Annotated in this window: 23 protein-coding genes; 3 read left to right on the top strand and 20 right to left on the bottom strand. The window is 41.3% G+C overall.

Translation table 11 applies throughout. From position 1 onward, the window contains the following. Positions 1-108 precede the first annotated feature (108 nt). The 5 genes from ACAY30_RS04840 to rppH all read right to left on the bottom strand — a co-directional run bounded on the left by ACAY30_RS04840 (position 109) and on the right by rppH (position 5,733). Positions 109-960: a thymidylate synthase gene (locus tag ACAY30_RS04840; RefSeq protein WP_290250569.1), complete on the bottom strand. Its 852-nt coding sequence runs from the start codon at positions 958-960 to the stop codon at positions 109-111. After that, positions 960-1,790, bottom strand: coding sequence for a prolipoprotein diacylglyceryl transferase (gene lgt, locus ACAY30_RS04835; RefSeq protein ID WP_290250570.1), 831 nt, complete (start codon positions 1,788-1,790; stop codon positions 960-962). Before lgt ends, ACAY30_RS04840 begins: the two co-directional genes overlap by 1 nt. Before the next feature lie 12 nt (positions 1,791-1,802). Continuing rightward, positions 1,803-2,567: a sulfite exporter TauE/SafE family protein gene (locus tag ACAY30_RS04830; RefSeq protein WP_290250571.1), complete on the bottom strand. Its 765-nt coding sequence runs from the start codon at positions 2,565-2,567 to the stop codon at positions 1,803-1,805. A 133-nt stretch (positions 2,568-2,700) separates the two neighbouring features. Further along, positions 2,701-4,962, bottom strand: a complete 2,262-nt coding sequence (gene ptsP / locus ACAY30_RS04825) for a phosphoenolpyruvate--protein phosphotransferase (protein WP_290250572.1) — start codon at positions 4,960-4,962, stop codon at positions 2,701-2,703. A 204-nt stretch (positions 4,963-5,166) separates the two neighbouring features. Then, positions 5,167-5,733 (bottom strand): RNA pyrophosphohydrolase, encoded by a 567-nt coding sequence (rppH, locus tag ACAY30_RS04820; RefSeq protein ID WP_290250573.1) that lies wholly within the window; start codon positions 5,731-5,733, stop codon positions 5,167-5,169. A gap of 145 nt (positions 5,734-5,878) precedes the next feature. Between rppH and mutH the strand changes: the two genes are divergently transcribed. Further along, entirely contained in the window at positions 5,879-6,550 is a 672-nt protein-coding gene (mutH, locus tag ACAY30_RS04815) for a DNA mismatch repair endonuclease MutH (RefSeq protein ID WP_290250574.1), read from the top strand. 45 nt (positions 6,551-6,595) lie between these two features. On the opposite strand, the gene ACAY30_RS04810 is transcribed toward mutH, so the two are convergent. From ACAY30_RS04810 to ACAY30_RS04740, 15 genes are all read right to left on the bottom strand, one after another. Then, positions 6,596-7,492 (bottom strand): D-hexose-6-phosphate mutarotase, encoded by an 897-nt coding sequence (locus tag ACAY30_RS04810; protein WP_290250575.1) that lies wholly within the window; start codon positions 7,490-7,492, stop codon positions 6,596-6,598. Between the two features lie 22 nt (positions 7,493-7,514). Beyond that, positions 7,515-8,627, bottom strand: a complete 1,113-nt coding sequence (locus ACAY30_RS04805; protein ID WP_290250576.1) for a lipopolysaccharide assembly protein LapB — start codon at positions 8,625-8,627, stop codon at positions 7,515-7,517. A gap of 20 nt (positions 8,628-8,647) precedes the next feature. Then, positions 8,648-9,616, bottom strand: coding sequence for a type II secretion system F family protein (locus ACAY30_RS04800; RefSeq protein WP_290250577.1), 969 nt, complete (start codon positions 9,614-9,616; stop codon positions 8,648-8,650). 1 nt (position 9,617) lies between these two features. Further along, positions 9,618-10,583 (bottom strand): type II secretion system F family protein, encoded by a 966-nt coding sequence (locus tag ACAY30_RS04795; protein WP_290250578.1) that lies wholly within the window; start codon positions 10,581-10,583, stop codon positions 9,618-9,620. 9 nt (positions 10,584-10,592) lie between these two features. After that, entirely contained in the window at positions 10,593-11,909 is a 1,317-nt protein-coding gene (locus ACAY30_RS04790) for a CpaF family protein (RefSeq protein ID WP_290250579.1), read from the bottom strand. Next, positions 11,910-13,169, bottom strand: coding sequence for an AAA family ATPase (locus ACAY30_RS04785; protein WP_290250580.1), 1,260 nt, complete (start codon positions 13,167-13,169; stop codon positions 11,910-11,912). Positions 13,170-13,229: 60 nt separating this feature from the next. Then, entirely contained in the window at positions 13,230-13,721 is a 492-nt protein-coding gene (locus tag ACAY30_RS04780) for a TadE/TadG family type IV pilus assembly protein (protein WP_290250581.1), read from the bottom strand. Between the two features lies 1 nt (position 13,722). After that, positions 13,723-14,151: a TadE/TadG family type IV pilus assembly protein gene (locus ACAY30_RS04775; RefSeq protein ID WP_290250582.1), complete on the bottom strand. Its 429-nt coding sequence runs from the start codon at positions 14,149-14,151 to the stop codon at positions 13,723-13,725. 44 nt (positions 14,152-14,195) lie between these two features. Then, positions 14,196-15,545 (bottom strand): TadE/TadG family type IV pilus assembly protein, encoded by a 1,350-nt coding sequence (locus tag ACAY30_RS04770; RefSeq protein WP_290250583.1) that lies wholly within the window; start codon positions 15,543-15,545, stop codon positions 14,196-14,198. Between the two features lie 32 nt (positions 15,546-15,577). Further along, positions 15,578-15,838: a hypothetical protein gene (locus ACAY30_RS04765; RefSeq protein WP_290250584.1), complete on the bottom strand. Its 261-nt coding sequence runs from the start codon at positions 15,836-15,838 to the stop codon at positions 15,578-15,580. Then, positions 15,838-17,310, bottom strand: a complete 1,473-nt coding sequence (locus tag ACAY30_RS04760) for a type II and III secretion system protein family protein (RefSeq protein ID WP_290250585.1) — start codon at positions 17,308-17,310, stop codon at positions 15,838-15,840. The genes ACAY30_RS04765 and ACAY30_RS04760 overlap by 1 nt, the downstream gene beginning before the upstream one ends. 19 nt (positions 17,311-17,329) lie before the next feature. Then, entirely contained in the window at positions 17,330-18,133 is an 804-nt protein-coding gene (cpaB, locus tag ACAY30_RS04755; RefSeq protein WP_290250586.1) for a Flp pilus assembly protein CpaB, read from the bottom strand. Positions 18,134-18,156: 23 nt separating this feature from the next. After that, positions 18,157-19,698: an AAA family ATPase gene (locus ACAY30_RS04750; protein WP_290250587.1), complete on the bottom strand. Its 1,542-nt coding sequence runs from the start codon at positions 19,696-19,698 to the stop codon at positions 18,157-18,159. A 2-nt stretch (positions 19,699-19,700) separates the two neighbouring features. After that, a complete protein-coding gene (locus ACAY30_RS04745) occupies positions 19,701-20,240 on the bottom strand; it encodes a prepilin peptidase (protein WP_371190247.1) in 540 nt (179 codons plus the stop codon). A 61-nt stretch (positions 20,241-20,301) separates the two neighbouring features. Continuing rightward, complete coding sequence (locus ACAY30_RS04740; RefSeq protein WP_290250588.1) at positions 20,302-20,493, bottom strand: Flp family type IVb pilin; 192 nt, start codon at positions 20,491-20,493, stop codon at positions 20,302-20,304. A gap of 322 nt (positions 20,494-20,815) precedes the next feature. Between ACAY30_RS04740 and ACAY30_RS04735 the strand changes: the two genes are divergently transcribed. Both ACAY30_RS04735 and ACAY30_RS04730 read left to right on the top strand, forming a co-directional pair. Then, positions 20,816-21,109, top strand: coding sequence for a hypothetical protein (locus tag ACAY30_RS04735; RefSeq protein WP_290250589.1), 294 nt, complete (start codon positions 20,816-20,818; stop codon positions 21,107-21,109). Next, on the top strand, positions 21,096-23,060 hold the full coding sequence (locus ACAY30_RS04730) for a sulfatase-like hydrolase/transferase (RefSeq protein WP_290250590.1): 1,965 nt from the start codon (positions 21,096-21,098) through the stop codon (positions 23,058-23,060). The genes ACAY30_RS04735 and ACAY30_RS04730 overlap by 14 nt, the downstream gene beginning before the upstream one ends.

Here is a 23,060-nt window from a genome sequence, read left to right as displayed (position 1 = left end):
CCAAAAAAAGCAAGGTGAATAGCTCAGCTATTCACCTTTTATTTGTAGCCTTTTATTTCTAATGCGGTTGATGCTCCGCAACGAACGACTGACGGCAGATTTAACGACTTACACAGAGAACGGGTACTGAATGGGATCGTGATGCTGATAGCCTGTTACTTTAAAGTCATCAGCGGTTACCCACTTTTCAATATCCTCAAGCGATTTAATGTCTGGGTTAATTTCTAATTGCGGCGCAGGAAAAGGCTTGCGCTTTAATTGCACATTTTGCATTAAATCTAACTGGTCTTCGTAAATGTGAGCGTTGACAATTTTGTGATACGCCGTGCCCGCTTTGTGACCGGTGATTTGCGCTATTAAAGCTAAAAAGGTGAATACCTGAATTTGATTGAAATTGAGTCCCAGAGGTACATCACAAGAGCGTTGAAAACTGGTCAAATAAAGGGTATCCCCGAGCAGTGAGAAATTATGGGTGTGCATACACGGACGCAAACAGCCCATGTGAAATTCACCTGGGTTGTAAAACGAGATAATCTCACCGCGATCGTCAATGCCGTCTTTTAGGTTGTCTACCACCTTTTTTAACTGATCGATGGTGCCACCGTCAGGCTTTTTCCACGCCCGCCCTTGAACGCCGTAAACGCGTCCCATATCGTCTTCGCCTTTGCGGTATGGATTGTTTAACCAAGCGCTGTTTTCATTGGCATTGGCATCCCAAGTTTTGGTACCTAAGGCGCGAAAGTCGGCAGCATTATCGTAGCCTTTAATATAACCGAGCAACTCAGCAATAGCTGCTTTGTAAAAACTCTTGCGAGTGGTAATTAACGGAAATTGATTATTGGCTACGTCGTACTCTAAATCGGCATTAATCACGGTTAAACAACGTTTACCGGTGCGTTTGTTGTCTACCCAAACGCCTTCATCGATAATGCGCTGACAAAGTTGTAGATACTGGTTCATTAACACGCTCCCTTTGTTGACTTGTTAGTGTGTACTGCGGTCGGATGATTCAATCCCCAAACGATTAGGCCAACACCGATAATTATCATTGGCAGCGAGAGTATTTGTCCCATCGACACGAAGCTAAAGATAAATCCTAAATGGGCATCTGGCTCGCGGAAAAATTCTACAATAAAGCGGAATAATCCGTAACCAGCTAAAAACGTACCGCTGGCAACGCCGCGCGCTTTAACGTACTTACTGACCAAATAGACCATGAAAAACAACACCACACCTTCGAGGAAAAACTCGTATAGTTGCGATGGGTGTCTGGCGAGACCGAGCGGATCGGTGGGAAATACCATCGCCCAGCTGACGTCAGTTTCACGCCCCCAAAGTTCGGCATTGATAAAATTGCCAATGCGACCAGCGCCTAGGCCAAACGGCACCAAAGGGGCAACAAAGTCGCCAACATCTAAAAAGCGCTTGTTTTCTTTGCGGGCAAAGACAAACAGAGCAGTAATAACACCAAGTAACCCACCGTGAAACGACATGCCTCCGGTCCATATTTTAAATAAGTACAGGGGATCGGCGAGGAAGTAATCAAAATTATAAAATAAAACGTAACCTACACGGCCGCCGATAATCACCCCTAAAAAACCATAAAACAGTAAATCACTGACTTGTTCTCTGGTCCAAATACCATTGGATTTATCGGCGGCTTTGTTGGCGTAAACCAACGCAAAGACAAAACCAATTAAGTACATTAATCCGTACCAGCGCAAGGCAACCGGACCGATGGAAAATATAATGGGATCAATTTGCGGAAATTGAATTGCTGCTAATGTCATAGACTTTCCGTTTTAAAACATCATTCTTATTGCCACGATAATTAAGAAGGCGGCAAACACTTTTTTTATTGTTTTTACTGGTAGGCGACTTGCTAATTTCACCCCGTAACGCGCTAATATTGTTGACGTTGAGGTAATACCAAGCACGGCAGGCCAATAAATGTAGCCCAAACTCCACTCGGGTAAATTTGGGTTATCAAGTCCTGCTATCATAAACGCCATTGTGCCAAAAAGCGATACTATCATGCCACATGCGGTAGATATACCAATCGCATGTAGCAAATTCATACCACAATAGGTTAAATACGGCACCAAAATAGCGCCGCCACTGATGCCCATCAAGCTGGCAATGACACCGGCAAACGCAGATGTAGACTTCAACGCCCGATCAGAGGGTAAATCGCGTTGTGATACTCGCCGAATCGAAAATAACATATAAGTCGCTAACATGATCACAAAGGTGGCAAATATTGCTTTTAACTGTTTTGCCGATAGTAAGTCGGCGAGATTTGCGCCTATAACGGCGCCTATTGCCACATACAGCATCAGCTTCTTGGCAATTTTCCACGGTATGTTGCCGAGCTTATGGTGATTAAATGCCGCCATGGACGAGGTGATTACAATAGATGCCAGTGAAGAGGCCAGAGCAATGGGCATGACAATATCTTTGGCAACACCAAATTTGGGTAGTAAAAATGCGAGCGCAGGCACAATGATCAAGCCACCACCTATGCCGAGTAAACCGGCGAGGAAGCCGACGAGCGTGCCTATAAACATACAAACTAAAAAGACTGAGAGAAACATGACCTTGTATAACTATCGCGAGATTGGCAAAGAGTATGGCACTCTTGTGTCAATCAACTTGGTTACCGACAAATACCGCACTGCTATGTTAACCATAGTCGGCAAATTATTTACCTGCACGAACAAAACCACCTAACCCTAATAATTCGAGTTGGGCATTGAGGTACGTATGCACATCGTGAGCATTTTGCAGCGCCAAACACTGGGCTAATATGTGTTGTGATTGGTGATAATTAACATTGCGGATTAACCACTTAATTTTAATCACGCTGTGCGAACTCATGCTGAGTTTATCGTAGCCCATGGCCATGAGCAGTAATGCTCCACCTGGTTCACTGGCCAACTCGCCGCACAAGCTGAGCTCTATTTGACTCTGTTGCGCCTGATCAGCAATCATTTTCAGCGCTCGCAGTACGGCAGGGTGATACGCATCATAAAGCGCTGCAACGCGCACATTGTTGCGATCAACAGCCAGTAAATACTGCGTGAGATCGTTACTGCCGACACTAAAGAAGTCAACTTTTTCAGCGAGTTCGCCAAGCTGAAAAATCAGTGATGGCACTTCGATCATGATACCGATTTTAGGCTTTTCAATTTCCTGTTGAGTTTCATTAGCCACCTCGAAATAGGCCTGATTTATCAACCTAATAGCATCATCCACTTCGCTTAATCTAGACACCATCGGCAGCATGATTTCGAGATTGCCGATGCCAATATTTGCTTTTAGCATCGCCCTGACTTGTACGAGAAATATTTCAGGGTGATCTAACGTGATGCGGATGCCGCGCCATCCCAAAAACGGATTGTCTTCGCTTATGGGAAAATACGACAGCGCTTTATCGCCGCCGACGTCAAGTGTACGCATAACCACCGACTGGCGTGGAAACAATTGCAACACGCGTTTATACCAGTCTATTTGTTCGTGCTCAGAGGGAAAACAGGCGCGTTCCATAAACGGCACTTCTGTGCGATACAAGCCAATACCCGATGCACCATTTTTGATTGATTCGTTAAATTGCGAACTCAGTCCCGCATTTAACAATACCTGTACCGTCCGACCGTCTAACGTCACTGCCGGTAAATGCGCATCTTTGGCAATTAATTGCTGTAGCTCGGACTCTTCCTTGACCAACAGTTGGTATTCTTTGAGTGTTGCGACATCGGGTGAGAGATAAATTTGTCCTGAATAACCATCGATAATCGCTTGTTTGTCAATAAATAGCGACAGCGGGACATCACCTACGGCAACAATCGCCGGTATGCCTAAGGCCCTTGCGAGAATAACCGCATGCGAGTTCGTTGAACCTTTTAAGGAGATTATCGCTTTAACGCCTTTGTTTTGCGTTTGCGCCAATAATGATACGGTTACCTCGTCAGCAACAAGAATGCTGCCTGTAGGAACGGGTTCAGTGACTTGGTTTTGTTGTTGTAAATGAAACAGTACCCGATTACCTAAGTCTTTAATATCGGTAGCGCGCTCTTGGATATAAGCATCTTCTACCGCCTCAAATTGCAGCACGTACTGCTCAATCACTAACTTAAGCGCACTTTGGGCTGACCAGCCCTGCTCTATTTTGGCGAAAATCTCATCACTTAAACTGGCGCTTTCAAGCAAGTGTCGATACATCTCAAATATATCAAGCGTGTCGTCGGCAATGACCCCGCGCATCCGCTCGCTCATTTGCAATAAATCTTGCTTGGTTTTTGCCACCGCTCGGCTCAGCAGCTTAGCTTGTTTACCGGCGTTGTCTGTTTTTACTAAGTTAACGCCCGCTAAAGATGCTTCAGGGTAACTTACGTATAACGGCCCAATAACCAAACCAGGTGATGCCGGAACCCCTTGAATAATTTGTCGGTTTTGTTGGTTTTTGTTGCGACTTAAGACTTCTTTACTTTCAATATTGGCAATAACGACCGCGAGCTGAGCGGCCAATGTCACTAAAAACGCTTCTTCGGTTTCATTAAATTGACGTGCTTTGCGTTGCTGTACAGAAATAACCCCTAACACTTTGCGCTGATGAATGATGGGCGTGCCCAAAAAGGCATTGAGGTCGTCTTCTTGTACTTCTGGTGCGTACTTAAAACGCGGATGAGAACGTGCATTGGCCACGTTTATCGGTTCTTCGCGTTGCCCCACTAAGCCAACCAGCCCCTCTGAAAATTCAATGGTGGTGCGCCCTAGAGACGCTTTGGCTAAACCGTCTGAGGCCATTAACACAAAGTGCTGTTTCTGGTAGTCGACTAAGTAAATTGAACAACAGTCAGTGTTCATTGCTCGCTTGACGTCACTCACCATATTATCTAACGCCGCATCTAGCTCTGGCTGCTGTGAAAATGACAAAACTATGCGGCGTAAGGTGGTTAACATACTATCTCTTGTTGATTGGTGTCGTACAGCGATACGGTACGGTCGTAGCGAGTTGTTTTCATCCGTTTTGCGACTAAGTATAAACTATTTTAGTTGTTATTTAAAATCAGCAACTTAACTGTATCGAGCATGAGTTGTATAGTAATGATAAAGAAAAAACCACGACAAGCGTGGTTTTTGTTGTGAAGGCAAAGTAACTACATTTTAACTTTTGGCTTTACGACGTCGATGGTTGCGGCGTGAGTGATTCGTTTTTTTCACTTTACTGTTGGGTACGTCGACCCCAGTAAATTGTCCTTTTGGCAAAGCCATGGGAATAAACTCTTTCATCACCCGACGATACACATCGCGTTTAAATGATACCACTTGTCGTACTGGATACCAGTAACTAACCCATCGCCAATCATCAAACTCAGGGTGTGATGAATGCAATAAGTTAACATCCTCATCAGCGCAGGTGAGCTTTAACAAGAACCATTTTTGTTTTTGTCCGATACAAACAGGGTTGCTGTCGTGACGGATCAAGCGTTTGGGCAATCGATATTTTAACCAGTGTTTAGAGGTAGCGACCACTTCGACTTGGTGAGGCTTTAAACCTACTTCTTCATACAATTCCCGATACATGGTTTGTTCAGCTGTTTCACCCTCGTCGACACCGCCTTGCGGAAACTGCCACGAGTGCTGATTATAGCGTCTGGCCCAAAAAACCTGGCCTTTACCATTTGTAATTACTATGCCAACATTGGCGCGATAGCCGTCGGCATCAATCACAAGAACTCCCGTTCAAACGTTGCTGTTAAAATTGATTGTTCCACAAAGTTGTCGTTTGAGCAAATAATCACACAAAGAATTTATATTTTTTGTCAATCGCGACATAATAGCGAACAATACTCGCTTAAATAACAAAACAGGCTTTATGACTCGTATTCCCACTAGTGAGCAGCAATTACTTAAAAACGCCGATGCTATTGCCGGTAGTAGCTTGGGCGAACTCGCTGAACAACACGGCATTGCGGTGCCTGATAATCTAAACCGGGAAAAAGGCTGGATTGGGTTATTACTGGAAACTGTGTTGGGCGCTCATGCCGGTTCATTGCCATTACCCGACTTTCCCGATTTGGGTATTGAATTAAAAACCCTGCCCATTAACGCTAGCGGAAAACCACTGGAAACCACTTTTGTCTGCGTCGCCCCTCTCACCGGCTTTGTTGGCGAAACCTGGCAAAGTAGCCACGTGTGCAACAAATTAAAAAAAGTGCTGTGGGTACCAATAATATCGGAACGTCACATTCCTATTCGAGAGCGCATTGTCTGTACACCGTTTTTATGGCAACCAAATGCCGAGGAAGATCTGTTGTTGTCACAAGATTGGCAAGAACTGACCGATATGATTGCCATGGGCGAAGTAGAAAAAATTAACGCCAGAGTCGGTCAAGTCATGCAACTGAGGCCCAAAGCCGCCAACTCAAAAGCGAAAACCCAAGCATTTGATAAGCACGGCAAACCGTTTATGACCTTGCCGCGCGGTTTTTACTTAAAAATTCCATTTACTCATCAAATTTTGTTAAATCATTTGCGGGTAAACTAGCCCGTTCAAATCAAACCAGCTTAACCGACTAAATCATATAGTTTTTTAGAGGTTATAAACTTGTATTTCTTGAAAAAGCTCCGCGGATTTTCCTGGATTCACCGTAACACCGTTCGTGTTCGCAGCTTCAAGACAAACAAATTCGTTTTCTCCTAGTTGATGAATATCGTCCATTGATAAAGCGATGTCTTTGCCCGGATTCCATAACACCCACTGTGGACAATTCGACTTATTAATTTCGATTGCTCTCTTCCATACTTTATCGAACAGCGTAACCGATGCATCACTGTGATAAATTCTGTCGATTGGCCCAGTACAATCAAGTACATCACGCGGGGGGCAGTTTAGATATGAGCTAATTTTATCATCATAAAAATGACTATTTAATCCTGGTACAGCAACATTAGCTGGATCACTTACTTGAAAATAGCTATGCAATGCGCCATTAAATTGAAACACCCTGTCGCTCAAATTTTGTACGACGAGAGACTGTGAAAATGTGTCTGAAATGACTATAGTTTGCACCACGCGGTACTTATAAGGCCAAACGTTGTACGCCTGTTCTCCCTCTAGACTAAGTTTTATGGTAATTGCCCTTGAATCTACAGAGAAGTTATCCAACTGCCAGTTGACATTACGAGCAAAACCGTGATTGCCAGCGTCTTTATGAGCACCAAACCAAGGCCAACATAAAGGAATACCTCCACGAATCGCCTTGCCTTTTTCGTAAAACGTTCTCTTGCTAAGCCAAAAGACATCTCGTTGTTTATTTGGCTTCCAACTCAATACCTGACCGCCGTAAAGAGATATAGTCGCAGAAAAATTCTTATGCGTTAATTCAACAATTTGTATATCGGTTGCTATGGTTCTTTGCACAATGGAACCAAACTCGTTGCGTTCTAGTTCCGATATCAATAACTCGCCTTTATTCACAGCTATCACAGTTACTCTCTTTTAAATTATTTTATTGACCCGTATTTACCATTGTTGTGTCTGCAGACACAACAATGTCAGTTTCAGACATGTCATTCGAATTACTCTGTTGCAAGGATATTGCTCCCGTGGTAACTTCCGGAACTGACTCTTTATCCAGTTTAAGTTCGCGCTTTTTCATCTCTACTTTTTCTAAATTTACATTGGCCTTTTCAAAATACTTAGGTGAAAGGCTAATTGCCTTTTTAATAAAGTATTCGGCCTCTTCTACGCGCCCCTCGAGTAGAACAAAATATCCGAGATCGTTATAAGCATCATGTTCAGGCATGACCTGTTTAAACGTTTTAATGGCCCTATCATATTGACCTTTCCGTGCATAGACCAGCCCCAAGTTAGTCCAAGCTCTTTCAAATGTATTATTGATATTAATAGCTTTTTTGAAATACCTTTCAGCTAGGACTAATTCACCAGAGAGATAGTAGGAGTAACCGATATTTGACAGAATGTTAGCGGTTCTTGGGTTAGCCTTCAGAGCGAGTTGATAATAGGTTCTCGCTAATCCAAAGTTTCTCTCCATGTCTTCTAAAACACCTATTACATTATAGGCTTCAATAGGAGATTCCAAGTCAGGGACAAAAGACCCCATTTCCTTTGTCGCACCAAGGCTTTCTAGACGTTTTTGATCGTGAAATATGGCTTGCAACAAGTGACTCTTACCACGTTCAAAATTGCCATTTGCAACCTCAATAATCCCTAGCGCTTTATGCGCCATGACCATTGTATTATCATTTAGCAGAGCTTCTCTGTAGGCTCGAGTGGCAATTTTACGATTGCCTGCGCGATCGTGGATTCTTGCTATTCGATACAACACCTCAGCGTTATCAGGCTGAAATTCTAGACATTGAATGTAGTAATACAGGGCTTGTTCTAGGTCATCAGAATTTTCGGATTTCTGTGCAAGCTCAAAAGCACTTTCAAAGGTTTTAGCTGTCAGGTGAGTAGTAGTTTTCTCGTCACCCAATAAATCTTGTCTTGCATACTGTTGCATTGAGGTTGGCGACTCTTCAATCGACTGACAAGCAAATAACCCTGTCATTATAAATATCACCAACATTGTTTTTAGTATTTTTTGAAACTTATGCATATGTACTCCACCATGCTTTATTAAAATGCTCTATCCCAAACACTCATCACTTTTAATATAGCAGGTCCTACGGCAACAATAAAAAATGACGGCCAAATACAAAAAAGCATAGGAAACAACATCTTAGTAGCAAGCTTAGCCGCCTTTTCTTCAGAAGCTTGCAACCGTTTGTCACGGTACTCATCCGCATATACTCGTAATGTATCAGCAATCCCCGTGCCTAAACGTAAACTTTGTACGATCACGGAGTTTAAGCCACGTATGTCCTCAAGGCCTGTTCGATAAGAGAATTCATGCAATGCTTCCTGCATCGAATAACCAACACGAACTTTGCGACACACTAACGCTAACTCATGAGATAGCTCTGGATGAGAAAATTCCATCTCTTTACTGACGCGCTGAAATGCTTCAAGTAACCCCAAACCAGACTCACAACAGACCACCAGCAAATCCAACGCATCGGGGAAAAATTTCCGAAAACCATTCATGCGTTTGTTGGCAAGATGGGTAAGAACAAGACCAGGTAAGATATAGCCTAAACCGACAATCAACAGGACAATATAAAATTGTACTGTTGATGACATGTTTGGTAGATATTGTAACACAGTTAACGCGCCAATCCCTGCAGCTAAAAGTAAGAAAAGCTTTATGGCATTATAAATTTTTAAAGCATTTTCATTATGATAACCGGCATGGATTAATAACGTTTTACTTTCACTATCACCACCCATTTTTGCCGGTAACCAACTTGATTTATCAAGCGTATGCTCCAATGACTTGGTGAAACCTTCATGTCTTGACACCGGCTCTTTCTCACCATTTTTAAGACGTTGCAATTGCACTTTCAATGGTGAATAGACACCGGAAACTAGCAAACTAATTGCTGCAGCTAACGTAACTCCAGCCAGCCCCGTAACAGTATAAAATATGATTTGCACCGTTTGTTGATCATCTGTGTATTGACGAATTAGTGACAGTAAATAGTCCATACTAAACCTCGATCTGAATAAGTTTGCTGATCCAATAAATACCCACCATCATGCTGATCAGACCAAATTTCAATAGATCAATACCTTCCTCAGAAGCCACCAATTGAGTTAAATATCCCGGTGAAACAAGATGTAGCATGGCAAATAAAAAAAACGGAGTTAAAACCAATATCCATGCCGATAAACGCCCCTCGGCGGACAAAGTCTTAACCTTTCTCTTAAAATTGAATCGCTGTCGGATCACCCGAGATAGCGTTTCAATTTTCTCTGCGAGATTACCACCGGTTTCTTTTTGGATACTAACTGCACTGGCAAATGCCATCGCTGAAGTAATAGGAACGCGATTTACAAAATTATACAGTGCGGTTTTAATGTCATTACCAAAGTTGATTTGATGAAACATTAAATTGAACTCGTAGGCTAATTCACCTTGAGATTCCTCACACACAAGTTTTAATGCCTCTGAAAATGCATAACCTGCCTGTAAACCACGTTTAAGAACATCTAATGCTTCGGGAAATTGCTCTTCAATTTTTTCAAAACGCTTTGTGATATCACGGTTTAATTTAACGTATGCGCCAAAACAAATAATGGCAGCAACCGCTACCACAAATATCCAATCTCGAGTAAACGTCCACACCAACGGTGAAACAACAGCGATAATAAGTAGAGTAAATAAAATATATTGATAGCCAAATAGTTTAGAACCTCCCATTTCCAGTTTGGAAGTAATCTCACCGACAAAGGTTTCAGCTTCAATGTAGCGAAGTGCTGGAGGTAACTTTTCCAACCGTTTCGCTTTTATCAAGTCGAGTTGTGTATCGCCAGAGTCTGCCAAATCTTTTAACTTGTTTTTCAGCATTTTGGTTTTAGCCCGTTGCGGGCTGTATACTGACACTAGCAAGGTTTGTGACATGAATATCACCGCACCAAAAATCAATAACAGGAAGGTTAATTCGGTACTCATACGTTTCTCCTAGAAATTGATGGTTTCGATATCTACACCAAATACAGAATGAGGCAAATCTATCCCCTTAAGCAGAATTTGTTTGTGGAAATTAGGAACAACACCTGTCGCTTTAAATTCGCCTAAGATTTCCCCATCTTCTGATTTGCCGCGACGTTGAAAAGTAAATATCTCCGACATGGTTATCACATCTCCTTCCATCCCATTTATTTCTGAAACACTCGTAATACGGCGCTTACCATCTTCTTGGCGTTGCAGTTGCACGACCAAGTCGATCGCAGACGCAATTTGTGCACGAATATTGTGAACAGGCATCTCAAGACCGCTCATACAAACCATATTTTCTAATCGACTTAGTGCGTCACGCGGACTGTTAGCGTGTAAGGTGGTTAGTGAACCTTCGTGACCAGTATTCATAGCTGCTAACATGTCGATAGCCTCCGCACCACGTACCTCACCAATAACGATACGATCCGGTCTCATACGCAAACAGTTTTTTACCAAATCACGTTGTAACACCTCCCCCTTACCTTCTATATTGGCAACACGCGTTTCCAGTCTGACAACATGTGGTTGTTGCAGTTGTAACTCAGCAGAGTCTTCAATGGTAATGATGCGCTCATCTGATGGTATATAGCCGGATAAAATATTTAGGAGTGTTGTTTTGCCACTGCCGGTACCACCAGAAATTAATACATTCAATTTGCCGTGCACAGCAGCTTGGATCAATTTGCCTATCTCTTCACTCATAGAGCGATATTCAATTAATTGACGCGCTTTAAGTTTTTCAACGGTGAAACGGCGAATAGAAAGTGAAGGGCCATCTAATGCCAGTGGCGGAATAATTGCGTTAACACGAGAGCCATCTTTTAAGCGAGCATCGACCATAGGAGACGACTCATCGATACGACGACCAACGCCGGATACGATGCGATCAATGATATTGAGCAAGTGATTATTGTCGTAGAATTGCACTGGTACTCGTTCGAGTTTGCCGTGCCTTTCAACAAAGATGTTGTCGTAATTATTCACCAAGATATCGGAGATTGTCGGATCAGCAAACAAGGTTTCTAATGGACCAAGACCTAATATTTCATCGATAATAAGCTTGATAATTTTCTGGCGTACCGACAAGTTTAATGGTCGAGATGTTTCGTTAAGTAACTGGTTACAAGCTTCGGTAATTTGTTCTTTGGCATTGGCAGAATCCATTGTTTCTAATACCGACAAATCCATCATTTTTAATAGTTGATTATATAGTTCTTGTTTTACTTGTAAGTCTTGTACACTTAATGACTCAAAGTAATTTTCTGAGACCATTTCCATTTACCTATCCCTCTTAAAGAATGACCAAAAACTGCCTGTGGCTTGTTGCTCTGCACATGCAACAGGTGTTGCTTCTGCAATAACCGTGCGAATATTTTGTCTAATGACTTTTGAGTTGGCGATGTCTTTGACGGTTTTGGCTAAATCGGTGCAGGCATTGGCAAACTGGTGGTCGTTTTCGATAATGAAAACCGACTCTACGCCGGTTGCCTCTGCGACGTCTTTAGCGCCGATTGTGCTATACTTGCTAGAGTAGCGATTAAGCAGAATCGAAATCTTGTGTTTAGGAATACCTAATCGTTCGGTCAATTGTTTAACAAGCGCCTTGGCTTGTCTAATACTGACAATATTCTGCTGCACAACAATAAAAATTGAATCGGATACATCCAAAACATTGAATGAAAAACGCTCTAACCCTCGAGATAAGTCACATAACAAATAAGAGTAGCAAGAGCGAATTTTGTGTATTAGTTGGGATAGCTGCAGCTGATCGATATGACTCAACTCGTTTAACTGAGAAAAGGATTTTACCGGTAGAAGACTAAGGTTATCACGATGGCACATCATGGCTTTAACCGCAGTAGAATCTAGCTCATCCGCATCTTGTAGCGCCTGGTCTAAATAGTAATCGGGGCTAAACCCCATACTATCCGCCAAGGTGCCAAATTGTAAATCACCATCTAAAACTGCAATATTTTTATTATTACTACTGCCTTCTGCGACGAGTTGTGCCATACAGTTGGCAATAAAACTAGCACCACTGCCAGACTTGCCATTGATAATTGAAATGACCGGCGCTAATTCAACTTGACTTAAGATCTCATCGCTTATTTTTTTGAGTGAGTTAAAGGCTTCCTTCTCAAATTCAGTCACCGATAATACATCTTGCACTTTAAGAGAAATCGCCTGCTTCATAATTTCTTGAGAAATATTTTCAGCAATTAATACAATTGGATAGCCTGCATTGCTAGCACGTTCTAGATTACGTCTAGTCTCATTTTCATTCCCTATATGGGCGATAAAGACCACTTGATAGTCTTTATTAGTAGTATTTAGCTGGCTGTCATAGCTTACCTTTAGGTTTTTAATTTGCTGTAAAAAGGTTTCTGCAGTCACTCGTAAATTCGGGTCAGCGCAAACAAATAGTGATTCGATTAATACAGGTAAAGACATTATTGATTTTTCCTTTATCACTTTTGGTTGACTCAAGCCTTTATTATTTTCTTGCCAATCAGACAATTTACGTACTTTATTTTTCATCGCATCCTCGGTATTAAAATTCTGTGCTAATGAGACCCTCACAATAAATAATGTTTTCTGTTAACACGTTGTATATCCCCATCGGGTTGCCCCTAAACTCTCAGCTGGTAACGTTGTACTAAACGTTGGTGAGTTCAGAGTGATAAACAGACCAGGGATCAGCAGGTCATGTTGATAATTAATGATTTCGGCTCGAACCAAATTCAGCGTAGACAACGAAGATGCATTGGCGCCCGTCCGCGTTAAATATGAAATTCTGATATTAGCTGCACTCAAGTTTGGGATAATGTTCTCCACGCCTGCAATCGCTGCACTGGTGACACCTGAAGGTGGTGACGTGGCTACCGGTATTGACGTGATATCTGTATTGTCGGTGAGTAAATTACACACTGTTGCGACTCTGGCTGCGCGTCTTGATACTTCGGTTAAAACATTCCATGTAAACATCAAACGAGAAATTTCTATTGCCGCAAAAAACAAAAGTAAAAATACGCTACCAACAATGGCAAATTCTACCGTATACAAACCTTTAACTTTGTTGCGTACATTCATCTTATAACGCTCTCATGGTATAACGCACAACGAGAGGAAATGTCATGTCGATACGGTTAGCAGAGACAAACAAAGGCAACTGGCTAAAAATCAACGGCTGCCAATCATAGGTTACCGTTAAGGTAATAAACTCCCCATCCGTACCCACCGCATCTGTAAAAACAAAATCAGTAGCCGCTAAATTAGGTAATAAGATACCGCTAGCAGTAAGCCCTCCATACATAGCAATATTTCTTGATTCGGCAGCAATATTCGTTGTTGATACATTTCCCGTCGAGCCATCTCTTGCATCATTTATGGCATAACGCAAAGCATCTCGGGCAATGTGATTTAAGGCATTATACTGATACAACAAACGTGAAAACTCAGCGACCACAAAGGTGAAAAACAGCAGCAAAGGTAAAATTAAAGTAAACTCTATTGCGGCCAAACCTTGCTGCCTTTCAATATTTTTGGCGAAGCTCCTCTGACGTATCATGATGTAGTACTTCCTGGTACGTGGTAAAGAACTATCGTGTATGGGCCTGGATTATCTTCCGCGACACCTGATGGCGTGCCAGTGCCAGAGCAGACTTCATTGAACTCTCCAACCACATAGGCTTCGTTTCCAGTGTGTGCAACTTGTTGAGTAAGGAAAAAACAACCAAAGCCTAAAAAGTCGACATTATTTGAACCATTGATGGAACCGTCACCACAGTCACCTATAACAACCCGTATTTCACGGCGATGAGGTTTTACGGTATTGTTACTATCCGGATCGATATAGTCTCCTTGCCGAATATACGTTGAAGAGGTATTACAGGCTTGTGCGCTAATATCATCCAAATAATTTTGATAGGTATAGTAGTCATCTGATGTCGTACCGTCGTCATTATCTTTCTGAGGTATAACAACATTGCCATCCTCATCAAAATCAATCAGGTTACCTTCACAATTATTTTGATCTCTTGGGTAGCTAGTTTCTTCCCCCTTCATCGTACCGTGGTAATCACCAAACCGAGTATTGAGGCCGTCGGCAACAGGACCAACTACATTACCCGGCTGGGTCGGTACGCTTGCATTGCCAACACCAGGCGAAAAACATGAGTACTCACTCGCGTCTGCTCCAGCCATGGCATAGCGTAAATCGTTAGCGCCACTTAACCCATCTAGTTCGATTAATTGAAAATTACCTGGTCCTATGGGGGAATTAGGATCAGCGTCAATTTTAAGTGCCAATAGCTCACCTGCGCCCAAGCCAAAGTTAGTTTCGGCTGTTTGCGATGAATCTCCACAAATCATCATCGGCACTAAGTCATTAGAGCAGAATGTAATTGCGGTACTCGGACCAGCTACTGCTGAAGCTGAAACTTCTTTATCTAAACCAAATAAACCAGCAAAGAAACCATTCAACTCCACATCAATAACGCGAACCATGACATAACGAGCTGCGGTATCTGTACTGCTGGTAAAAGGATCTGGGCGTAAAGAGAAATCGACGCTCACCTGTGCGGTTATTGTATTGCTAGTTAGTACGGTGCCGGGTGCCGGCAACGGCGAGACACCGTTAGCAATTTCAAATGCGTCACCATGGGCCAGATTAGTCGTCAACATTTCGACCACTGCAGATCGAGCTTCTGCATGACTTCCGCCAGTATCTAATGTTTTTGCCGCATGCAAAGCGGCCGCATCAACATAGTTTTGCAGTCGGTTTTTGTTAAGCATGATATGCCCGCCATCAAGGGCTAACGCGGCCATACCTAAAATGACGAAAATACCTAAGGTGAACAACACCAAGATGTTACCCCTCTGTTTAAAAATCGACTGACCTCTCTCTAACATCATTCACCTCGATCAAATATTTCTCTCATTATCAACTAGTTGCCAACCTCTTTTGCACTAGTATTGGTCCGCCCTTCTTTGGATGTGTAGGTTGATTCTTTATAAGCATTCATTGCTTTCTTACCATAATTTCCATCTAGCTCATTGACGATACCGTTGTTATTATCAGGCGCCATTGGGTCAAGAATTTGCATTTCATTAATTTTTGCGTAGGTACCGGAAATAGGATATTCAGGTACGGTGCTGCAGCCACTAAATAGGGTTGCGCTTAACAACAAGATAAGGATATTTTTCATTATTTTCCTTCCTCTGTTTGAATTTCATGACCATAAGATGATTGTGTACCACCGTTATCTGGCAACACATCATTACTGCTATATTCCATTTCATTTGGCGCTACATCTAAGCTTTCGGGCTGTTTCTTGTCTGTCATTTTACCTAATAAGTAAAACTCCAAATCGTTAGCTGGAACAAAACCGTCCGTGGGCAGTACAACCCTCTTCTTATTAAACGGGCGAACTAGACGAGGTGTTACCATAATGACCAACTCGGTTTGTGATTTTTGGAACTGTTGACTTTTAAACAACTGACCAAGAATCGGAATATCACCAAGCCCGGGAATCTTATCGACGGTTTCTCTTAAGGTGTCGCTGATCAAACCGCCAATAGCAATAGTTTGTCCGTCGCCTAGTTCAACGGTTGTAGACGTTGAACGTTTGACGATAGAGGGAATATTAAAGCGTGAGCTTGTGCCATCAGGAACGAGTTGTACTGCGGCTGCGGTACTTAATTCACTCACTAACACATTTAGGTTTAAATTAATTTTTCCTGAATCTAACACGGTTGGTACAAAGCTTACCCCGACACCAAAATCACGATATTGAATTGTTGTGCCGTTATTACTTCCCCCCGGAACAGGAATGGGAAATTCTCCACCTGATAAAAATTCAGCCTTTTGCCCACTTAGTGCGGTAATGTTTGGTTCGGCAAGAATCTTCGCAAGGCCATGTTGCTTGGCAACATCAAAAGCAAATTGAAATAACATGTCACCATCAAGGTAAGTACCAAAGAAGCCTTTGCTCAGAGCAGGCCCCACGTTTAAGGCATCCCAAAAGTCACCACCACTGATCACACCGCCATAGCCATCTGAACCGTCAAAGGTCAGCAACATTTTTGAATCTAATTTTCTCGCAATTTCGCTTTGCACTTCGGCTACGGTGACTTCCAACATCACTTGGTGACCACCACCGACGCTCAACATGTTGAGGACTTCACTTTTTTTACCACCAATACTTTTTGCTGATTCAGCGTATGCTCGGGCCAATTCCACCGCTTGATCCATCTTTGCAAGAGACGAAGACTGTCCACTTAACACAAGTTGCCCCTGCGAGCTTTCAACGCCTATTTCTTCACTTGGCAGGTAGTAATGGAATTTTTTTCTTAAGCTATTGAGATCATGTGTAACTTGTAAATTGATAACATCTATAAGCTTGTCGTTTTCGTCCCAAAGCATGACATTTGTGGTACCCAATGCTTTACCCAAGATATACAATTCATCACTTCGCAAAATCAAAATATCGGCAACATTTGGATTGCCAATTGAAATACGTTGAATATCACCTTTGACTCTCAGGCTATCTGATTTAAAAATGGGCACAGTGACGACATCACCGTCTTTCTTAAATGGTCCGCCAGCATACGCTTGTTCTGCTAGAAAAACACTTAATGTCAGCATAATAAACGGCACTACGATTAGTTTTATATTCATTGTTATAGTCCTAACTTAATTAATTGGTGGTTTGCACCGTTTCTCGTTTAACTCCCTTTATCACCTCGACTTTTCTACGAGAATCTACTGCAGCTATAACTTTTTCTGTTTCTACTGGTTGCTCTATCTCTGCTTCAGCTTTAACGGGCTCTGGATCACTCGCGATAATAGTGCGCGATTCATCATTTGGATTACGCAATGCCAATTGCAAACTCCCTTGGTTTCTTGAGCTCAGTAAAACTTCTGCCTGCATTAAGTCAACTTCGACAGTAACGGCTCTGACTATCGTTGGTTTGTTTTCATCTGATGAAGCTCGCTGGTCAATCGCTAAAATCTTAATATTTTCCAAAACAACTTCTGTTTGTACTGTTCCAGTGCGGTTCGAAGTCATCAAAACATCAACGCGATTTCCGGGCAGAATAAAGCCCGAAACACCAACCACATCATTTACACGAATACTAATCGCACGCATATTTGGGGCAATAAGGCTTGCTAATGCACTACCTGCCCCTTTCTCGGCAACACGCTCATTGCGAACTATGTCATTAGGATAAAGCTGACTCTTAACAACTAAGCCAATGACGTCTTCAGTTTTAGTAAAGCTTTTTTCCGACAGGAGTTTTTCCGACACTTGCATAGTTTTTACGTGCTTCGCTTCAATAATGGTTCCCACAGGCAACGCTGAAGTAACGACGACTGCCGCCTTCTTACCCTCTTCACTATTTCCTACTTTGTTCGCATCCAACCAATCTTGGGCAATAAACACCGCAGCAATTCCAAAAGCTAGGGATAGTAATATAAATATCAATACATTCTTGTTCATTTGTTTGCTCCCAATTATTATCGTTATTCGCTAACGAAATAGCTTGTCCAGGCAAAATTTAACAGTTCGCAATTAACGTCATTTTTGAGCCCCTTGTATTTGACCTGATCACTTATAATGGATAGTAAATCTCTTGGATAACATGGTAGATAAGGCTTACCGTGGGTTTTGTGTAATTGATTAACAAGGTATTCAAAAACATCGCTATTACCCACCAATCCAAACTTTTCACACTCTTGCTCCCAAATTTGTCGATAATGAGATTCAGCAAGTTCTTCGAATTGAATTTTGTAGCCCAGACGGCGCAAAAAGGCATCATCAACCAAATCGGTTGGAGAAAGGTTGGTAGAAAACAACATAATCAGTTCAAATGGAATTTCAAAGTGAGCCCCCGATTGCAAAGATAAGAAGTCTCTTCTTTCCTCTAATGGTACTATCCATCTGTTAAACAGTTGTTTAGGCGTTATTCTTTGACGACCAAGGTCGTCAAGTAGCAAAATGCCGTTATTAGCTTTTAACTGCAGTGGCGCTTTATAGGTTTTATTTTGCGGATCAAATCGCACTTCGAGCATTTCTGCATCAAGTTCACCACCGGTAACAATTAACGGTCGCTGACACAATACCCAGCGAGGGTCAAATCCTTGGGTTAAACTCAATACGCCGTTTTCAGGCTCAGCAGGCTCGACAGGCACTTTCTGATGAATTTCAGGATCATAAATCCTGATGATTTCACCATTGACTTCGATCGAATAAGGAATTAGTACCGTATCTCCAAAAACCAAATTTAGGTGACGACAGAAATAACTTTTACCTGTACCCGGAGCACCGTATATAAGTACGGGTTTAAATGAATTTAGTGAGGGGCCAACTTTTTCCAATAACTCATCAGAAAAGGTTAAATTAGAAAACACCTTCATCAGCAACTCTTTCGTTACTAGGTGATTACGGCTCGATTGCTTAACCGCGATTTGCGCATACTGATTCAACGGTACGGGTGCGGGTCCCTGATAACCTGCTTTGGCCAGCATTTTTTCAGCGGATAATTCACCAATATGACTTAAGCCGAAACGCATTTGGTTATTTTGAACCTGATGATTCTCTACTAATTTTTTTTGCTTAGCTATATCAATCAATGTTTGCAGAATACCGCCAGCAAGACAGGTAAACTTTGCCAGTTCTCGAATTGTACAAACGCCATTGCTATAAAGAGCCTTTATTAATATTTCAAGTAATACTTTTTCGGATAAACCGGTATCACTGATGTCTTTTGGGCGAGGAGCTAAGTGCGCTAAATGAACTAATTTACTGTTCGAATTATCTACGATTTTAGTTTCTTGAAAGCTTTCAAATAATGGCGACGTTTCTTGCTGAACTTCACTGCTACTGATGTGTTGAAATAACGAAATATCTGCATTAGGTTCAGATTCAGTTCCTTTACTTTCAGATTCAGAGCTTTCAGGCATTGTCTCCACCTGAACATCAGACTGATTTTCGGCGGCATGAGTCATAGCCTTAGGCTCCTCAATTTTTAGTTCCTTTTTCCTACCGAAATTAAACAGCCCCATAATTAAATTCCCACCTGATAACGAAATGCGGATACTAAAAACAATACTTCTTCGTTTTGACTACAAGCAATTACCCAACCAAGAGCCAACGCGGGTGCATAAGGCACCTTAAGCTTCATAAGGCCATTATCGTTACTCAAAATAAACTGTCTCAAATACAAACAGCGTAAGTAATGACGAATTATCGCTATCAATTTTTTGAACCCCAGTTTATACAGAGCGAACAGTACGCTGGTAAAAAAACCAACGACCATGCCATAACCAAGCGTCAATAAGAAGAATTCGGTGTTCATCATACTGGCAACAGCGATCATCAATTTGACATCTCCTGCGCCGAGAACCCGTAATGCAAAAAACGGAAAAAGGATTAGAAAAGCCAGCCCAACGCAAAGTAATCCGTCTACCAGTCCAGATATACCGTTATAGACGAATTGCAACACAAGCCCCACAAAAAGTGCAGCGATGCATAAGATGTTTGGGATGCGTCGAAAACGTAAATCCGTATAAAACGATATTAAAAACACTAGCAATATGACTGACATCATCGCTAACTTTACGTAATCGAGCATCACCACGCACCGTAGTTAGTAAGCTATACACTGATTAACAGTTTGTAGAACCGCCACCTACAGCACTTGTTAAACAACTAATTGTTGAGCCTACTGCCTGCCCCAATTGAGTAAATGCAACAACCAATGATCCTGCAACTAGCGCTCCAGCTATTGCGTACTCAACTGTTGTTAAACCGCTCTCATCTTCAATAAAGTCCTTCATTAACTTTTTGAAAGTATTCATCTATTCATCTCCTGAAATTAATTCAAATAAGAACAGCAAGCACCAATCCTTGCTGTTCAAATGTTACTGTTTTTGCACAGTGACAGATTAAGACTAGAGGCTAATTTGGGTTTCGCTTAACACGAAATTGCATTGTTTGACACGAAATTGCGAAGTTTAGAACAAATACGTCCCTGTAATTGCCAAAAATGCCCATCCATAACTAATCTAGGATCACTAAAAGAATAATGACCTAGCCAAAATTTCTTGAACTTATTTTTTAAGATTCGTTATCAATGTGATTAAAGCTAGGCGGAGTATTACTAAGTAAGGAGATACGGTAATGAGTCAAAAAAACTTTCACAAAGCGTTGTTGACTGCGCTATTGGCAATTATCTGGGGACCGATAATTTATTTGGGTTATCAGGACTACGCCTTTAAAGAGACCATTTTTCAGGACGAAGATGAATTAAATATTGCAGCACAACGATATATAAAATCAGGTCAATGGCCTTCATCACGAGAGGAGAGTAAGCTGATTTCGGAATTTGAAAAGTTTGTAATACCTAAAGATAAAGATAACAAAGAATCGTCTACAAATAGTAAATCAGTAGTGAGTAAAAATGATAACAATTAAAAGAACATTTTTCCGTACCTTGGCTCTTATAGCCTTGTTTAGTGTGTGCTGTTTAGCATTTAGAAGCTCATTACAGCCCATATCAAACTTTTCCATACTGACTCTTTTGTCGAATGAAAAAGTGCTGAACCTCATTAATTTTGCAGTTATCATAGAAGTCATTATTTTTGTTACACTATTTATAGTCATTAATGTAGTTTGGGCATATGTCATTACGGTTTCTTGTAAGTGTTTTTTCAATAAACTTTCTGATGATTCGGCTAAAACACTCGTTTGGTTTAATATTTGTTCTCTTCATTTTCTGACTGTATTGGCCGTTAACGCTTACGTTAGTCCCACGTCACTTTTGGGTATACTGCGCACTTCTTGGCTATCTTCTATTCCGCTTATTACATTTTTAACAACAACAATTCTCGTTTTATTCGTTTATAACGTTTATAAATATCACACTAAAAGACAAGCTATTATTTGGTGTGCGTTACTCTGTTTGTTTTTGACCCCTCCATTTTTTTATACGCCAGAAAACAAATTCAAATCAGATAAAACACCCAATATCATCATCATAGGTGTAGATGCATTAAGGCCGGATCACCTAGCTCACAAAGGGTTCAAACACAATTTATTACCTAACCTAAATAAGTTTCTCACAAGTGCTGAAGTCTTTGACAAAACTTATACCGTATTCCCAAGAACTTATGTTTCTTGGTTAAGCTTGCTGAAAAGCCAATATCCAATTTCACATGGAGGGCGGTTCAATCTAACTCCAGATAATTTAGTAAATAAAAATATACCTTTCATAAATACTATTAAAAATGAGGGGTATAACACCACTTGGGCATTAGATGAAAGACGGTTTAACAGCATAGATACAAGCTATGGTTTCGACAATATAGTTGGCCCCAAACTTGGTATAACAGACAATTTAATAAACAGCGCTTCCGATCTTCCAATTTTAAACATTCTCACCAATACTCGATTTGGATATTACTTCCTGCCATTTATCAACATGAATCGCGCTGTTGGTAGGACTTTTGAACCCGACAGCTTTAATGACGCAGCTCTAGAGCAATTATCTCCGACTCAAGCAAACTTTTTAGCTATTCATTTTTGTATGTTGCATTGGCCATATACATCTCAAAATTTTATCGAGGTTAACGAAGATCTATGGCAAGGCAATCACACACACTTTATGTATCAATCTTTACTACCTCAAGTAGATAATCAATTTGCTGACTTAATGAATAAATTAAATAGCAAGGGCTACTTGGACAATGCGCTCGTTTATGTCGTGTCTGACCATGGAGAGAGTTTTGCTCTAGATAAAGATAAGATGACGACAAATGTAGAATATATAAAATCAACTTCTCATGGCCATGGAACTAACGTCCTCGACCATAGCCAATCACAGATTTTGCTAGCTTTTGCTAAATATGAAAAAGGACAAAGCGTCAGTAAGAGCAAAATTCATAATGGCTTATTTTCGAATCTCGATATTATTCCCACCATCGCCAAACAAGTGGATATAGAAATCGAACAAACCGAAGGTCGATTACTACCAATAGTCTCTTCAATAGACTCAGAAGAAAATTATATTTATGTCGAGTCTTCTTTACCGATGAAGTCACTCAACAATAGTGATATCGATGTTAAAAGTGTCATTTATAACTCTATTGGCCACTATACTGTAAACGAGCAAGGACACTCTGTTGTTAAAGAAGAATCTTACCAAGAGATACTTGGAAAAATACACCGTTCTATTTTATACAAGAACTGGCAACTGGCCTTAATACCCGAGTTAAATCAATTTGTTATAGTTGATATAACAGAGCGACATATTTCTGTATTTGATGACTATGACGGAAAGGCTCCTAAACATTTCATGAAAGAAAAGCTCTGCAGTCATTATAAACCTGATATTGACAAATATTTTCCGGCAATTTGCTCACCTTAA

Source organism: Thalassotalea ponticola (assembly GCF_041379045.1).
Taxonomy (GTDB): Bacteria; Pseudomonadota; Gammaproteobacteria; order Enterobacterales; family Alteromonadaceae; genus Thalassotalea_A; species Thalassotalea_A ponticola.
The sequence above is the reverse complement of the archived record's forward strand: the minus strand, read 5'-3'. Positions and strand labels throughout refer to the sequence as shown.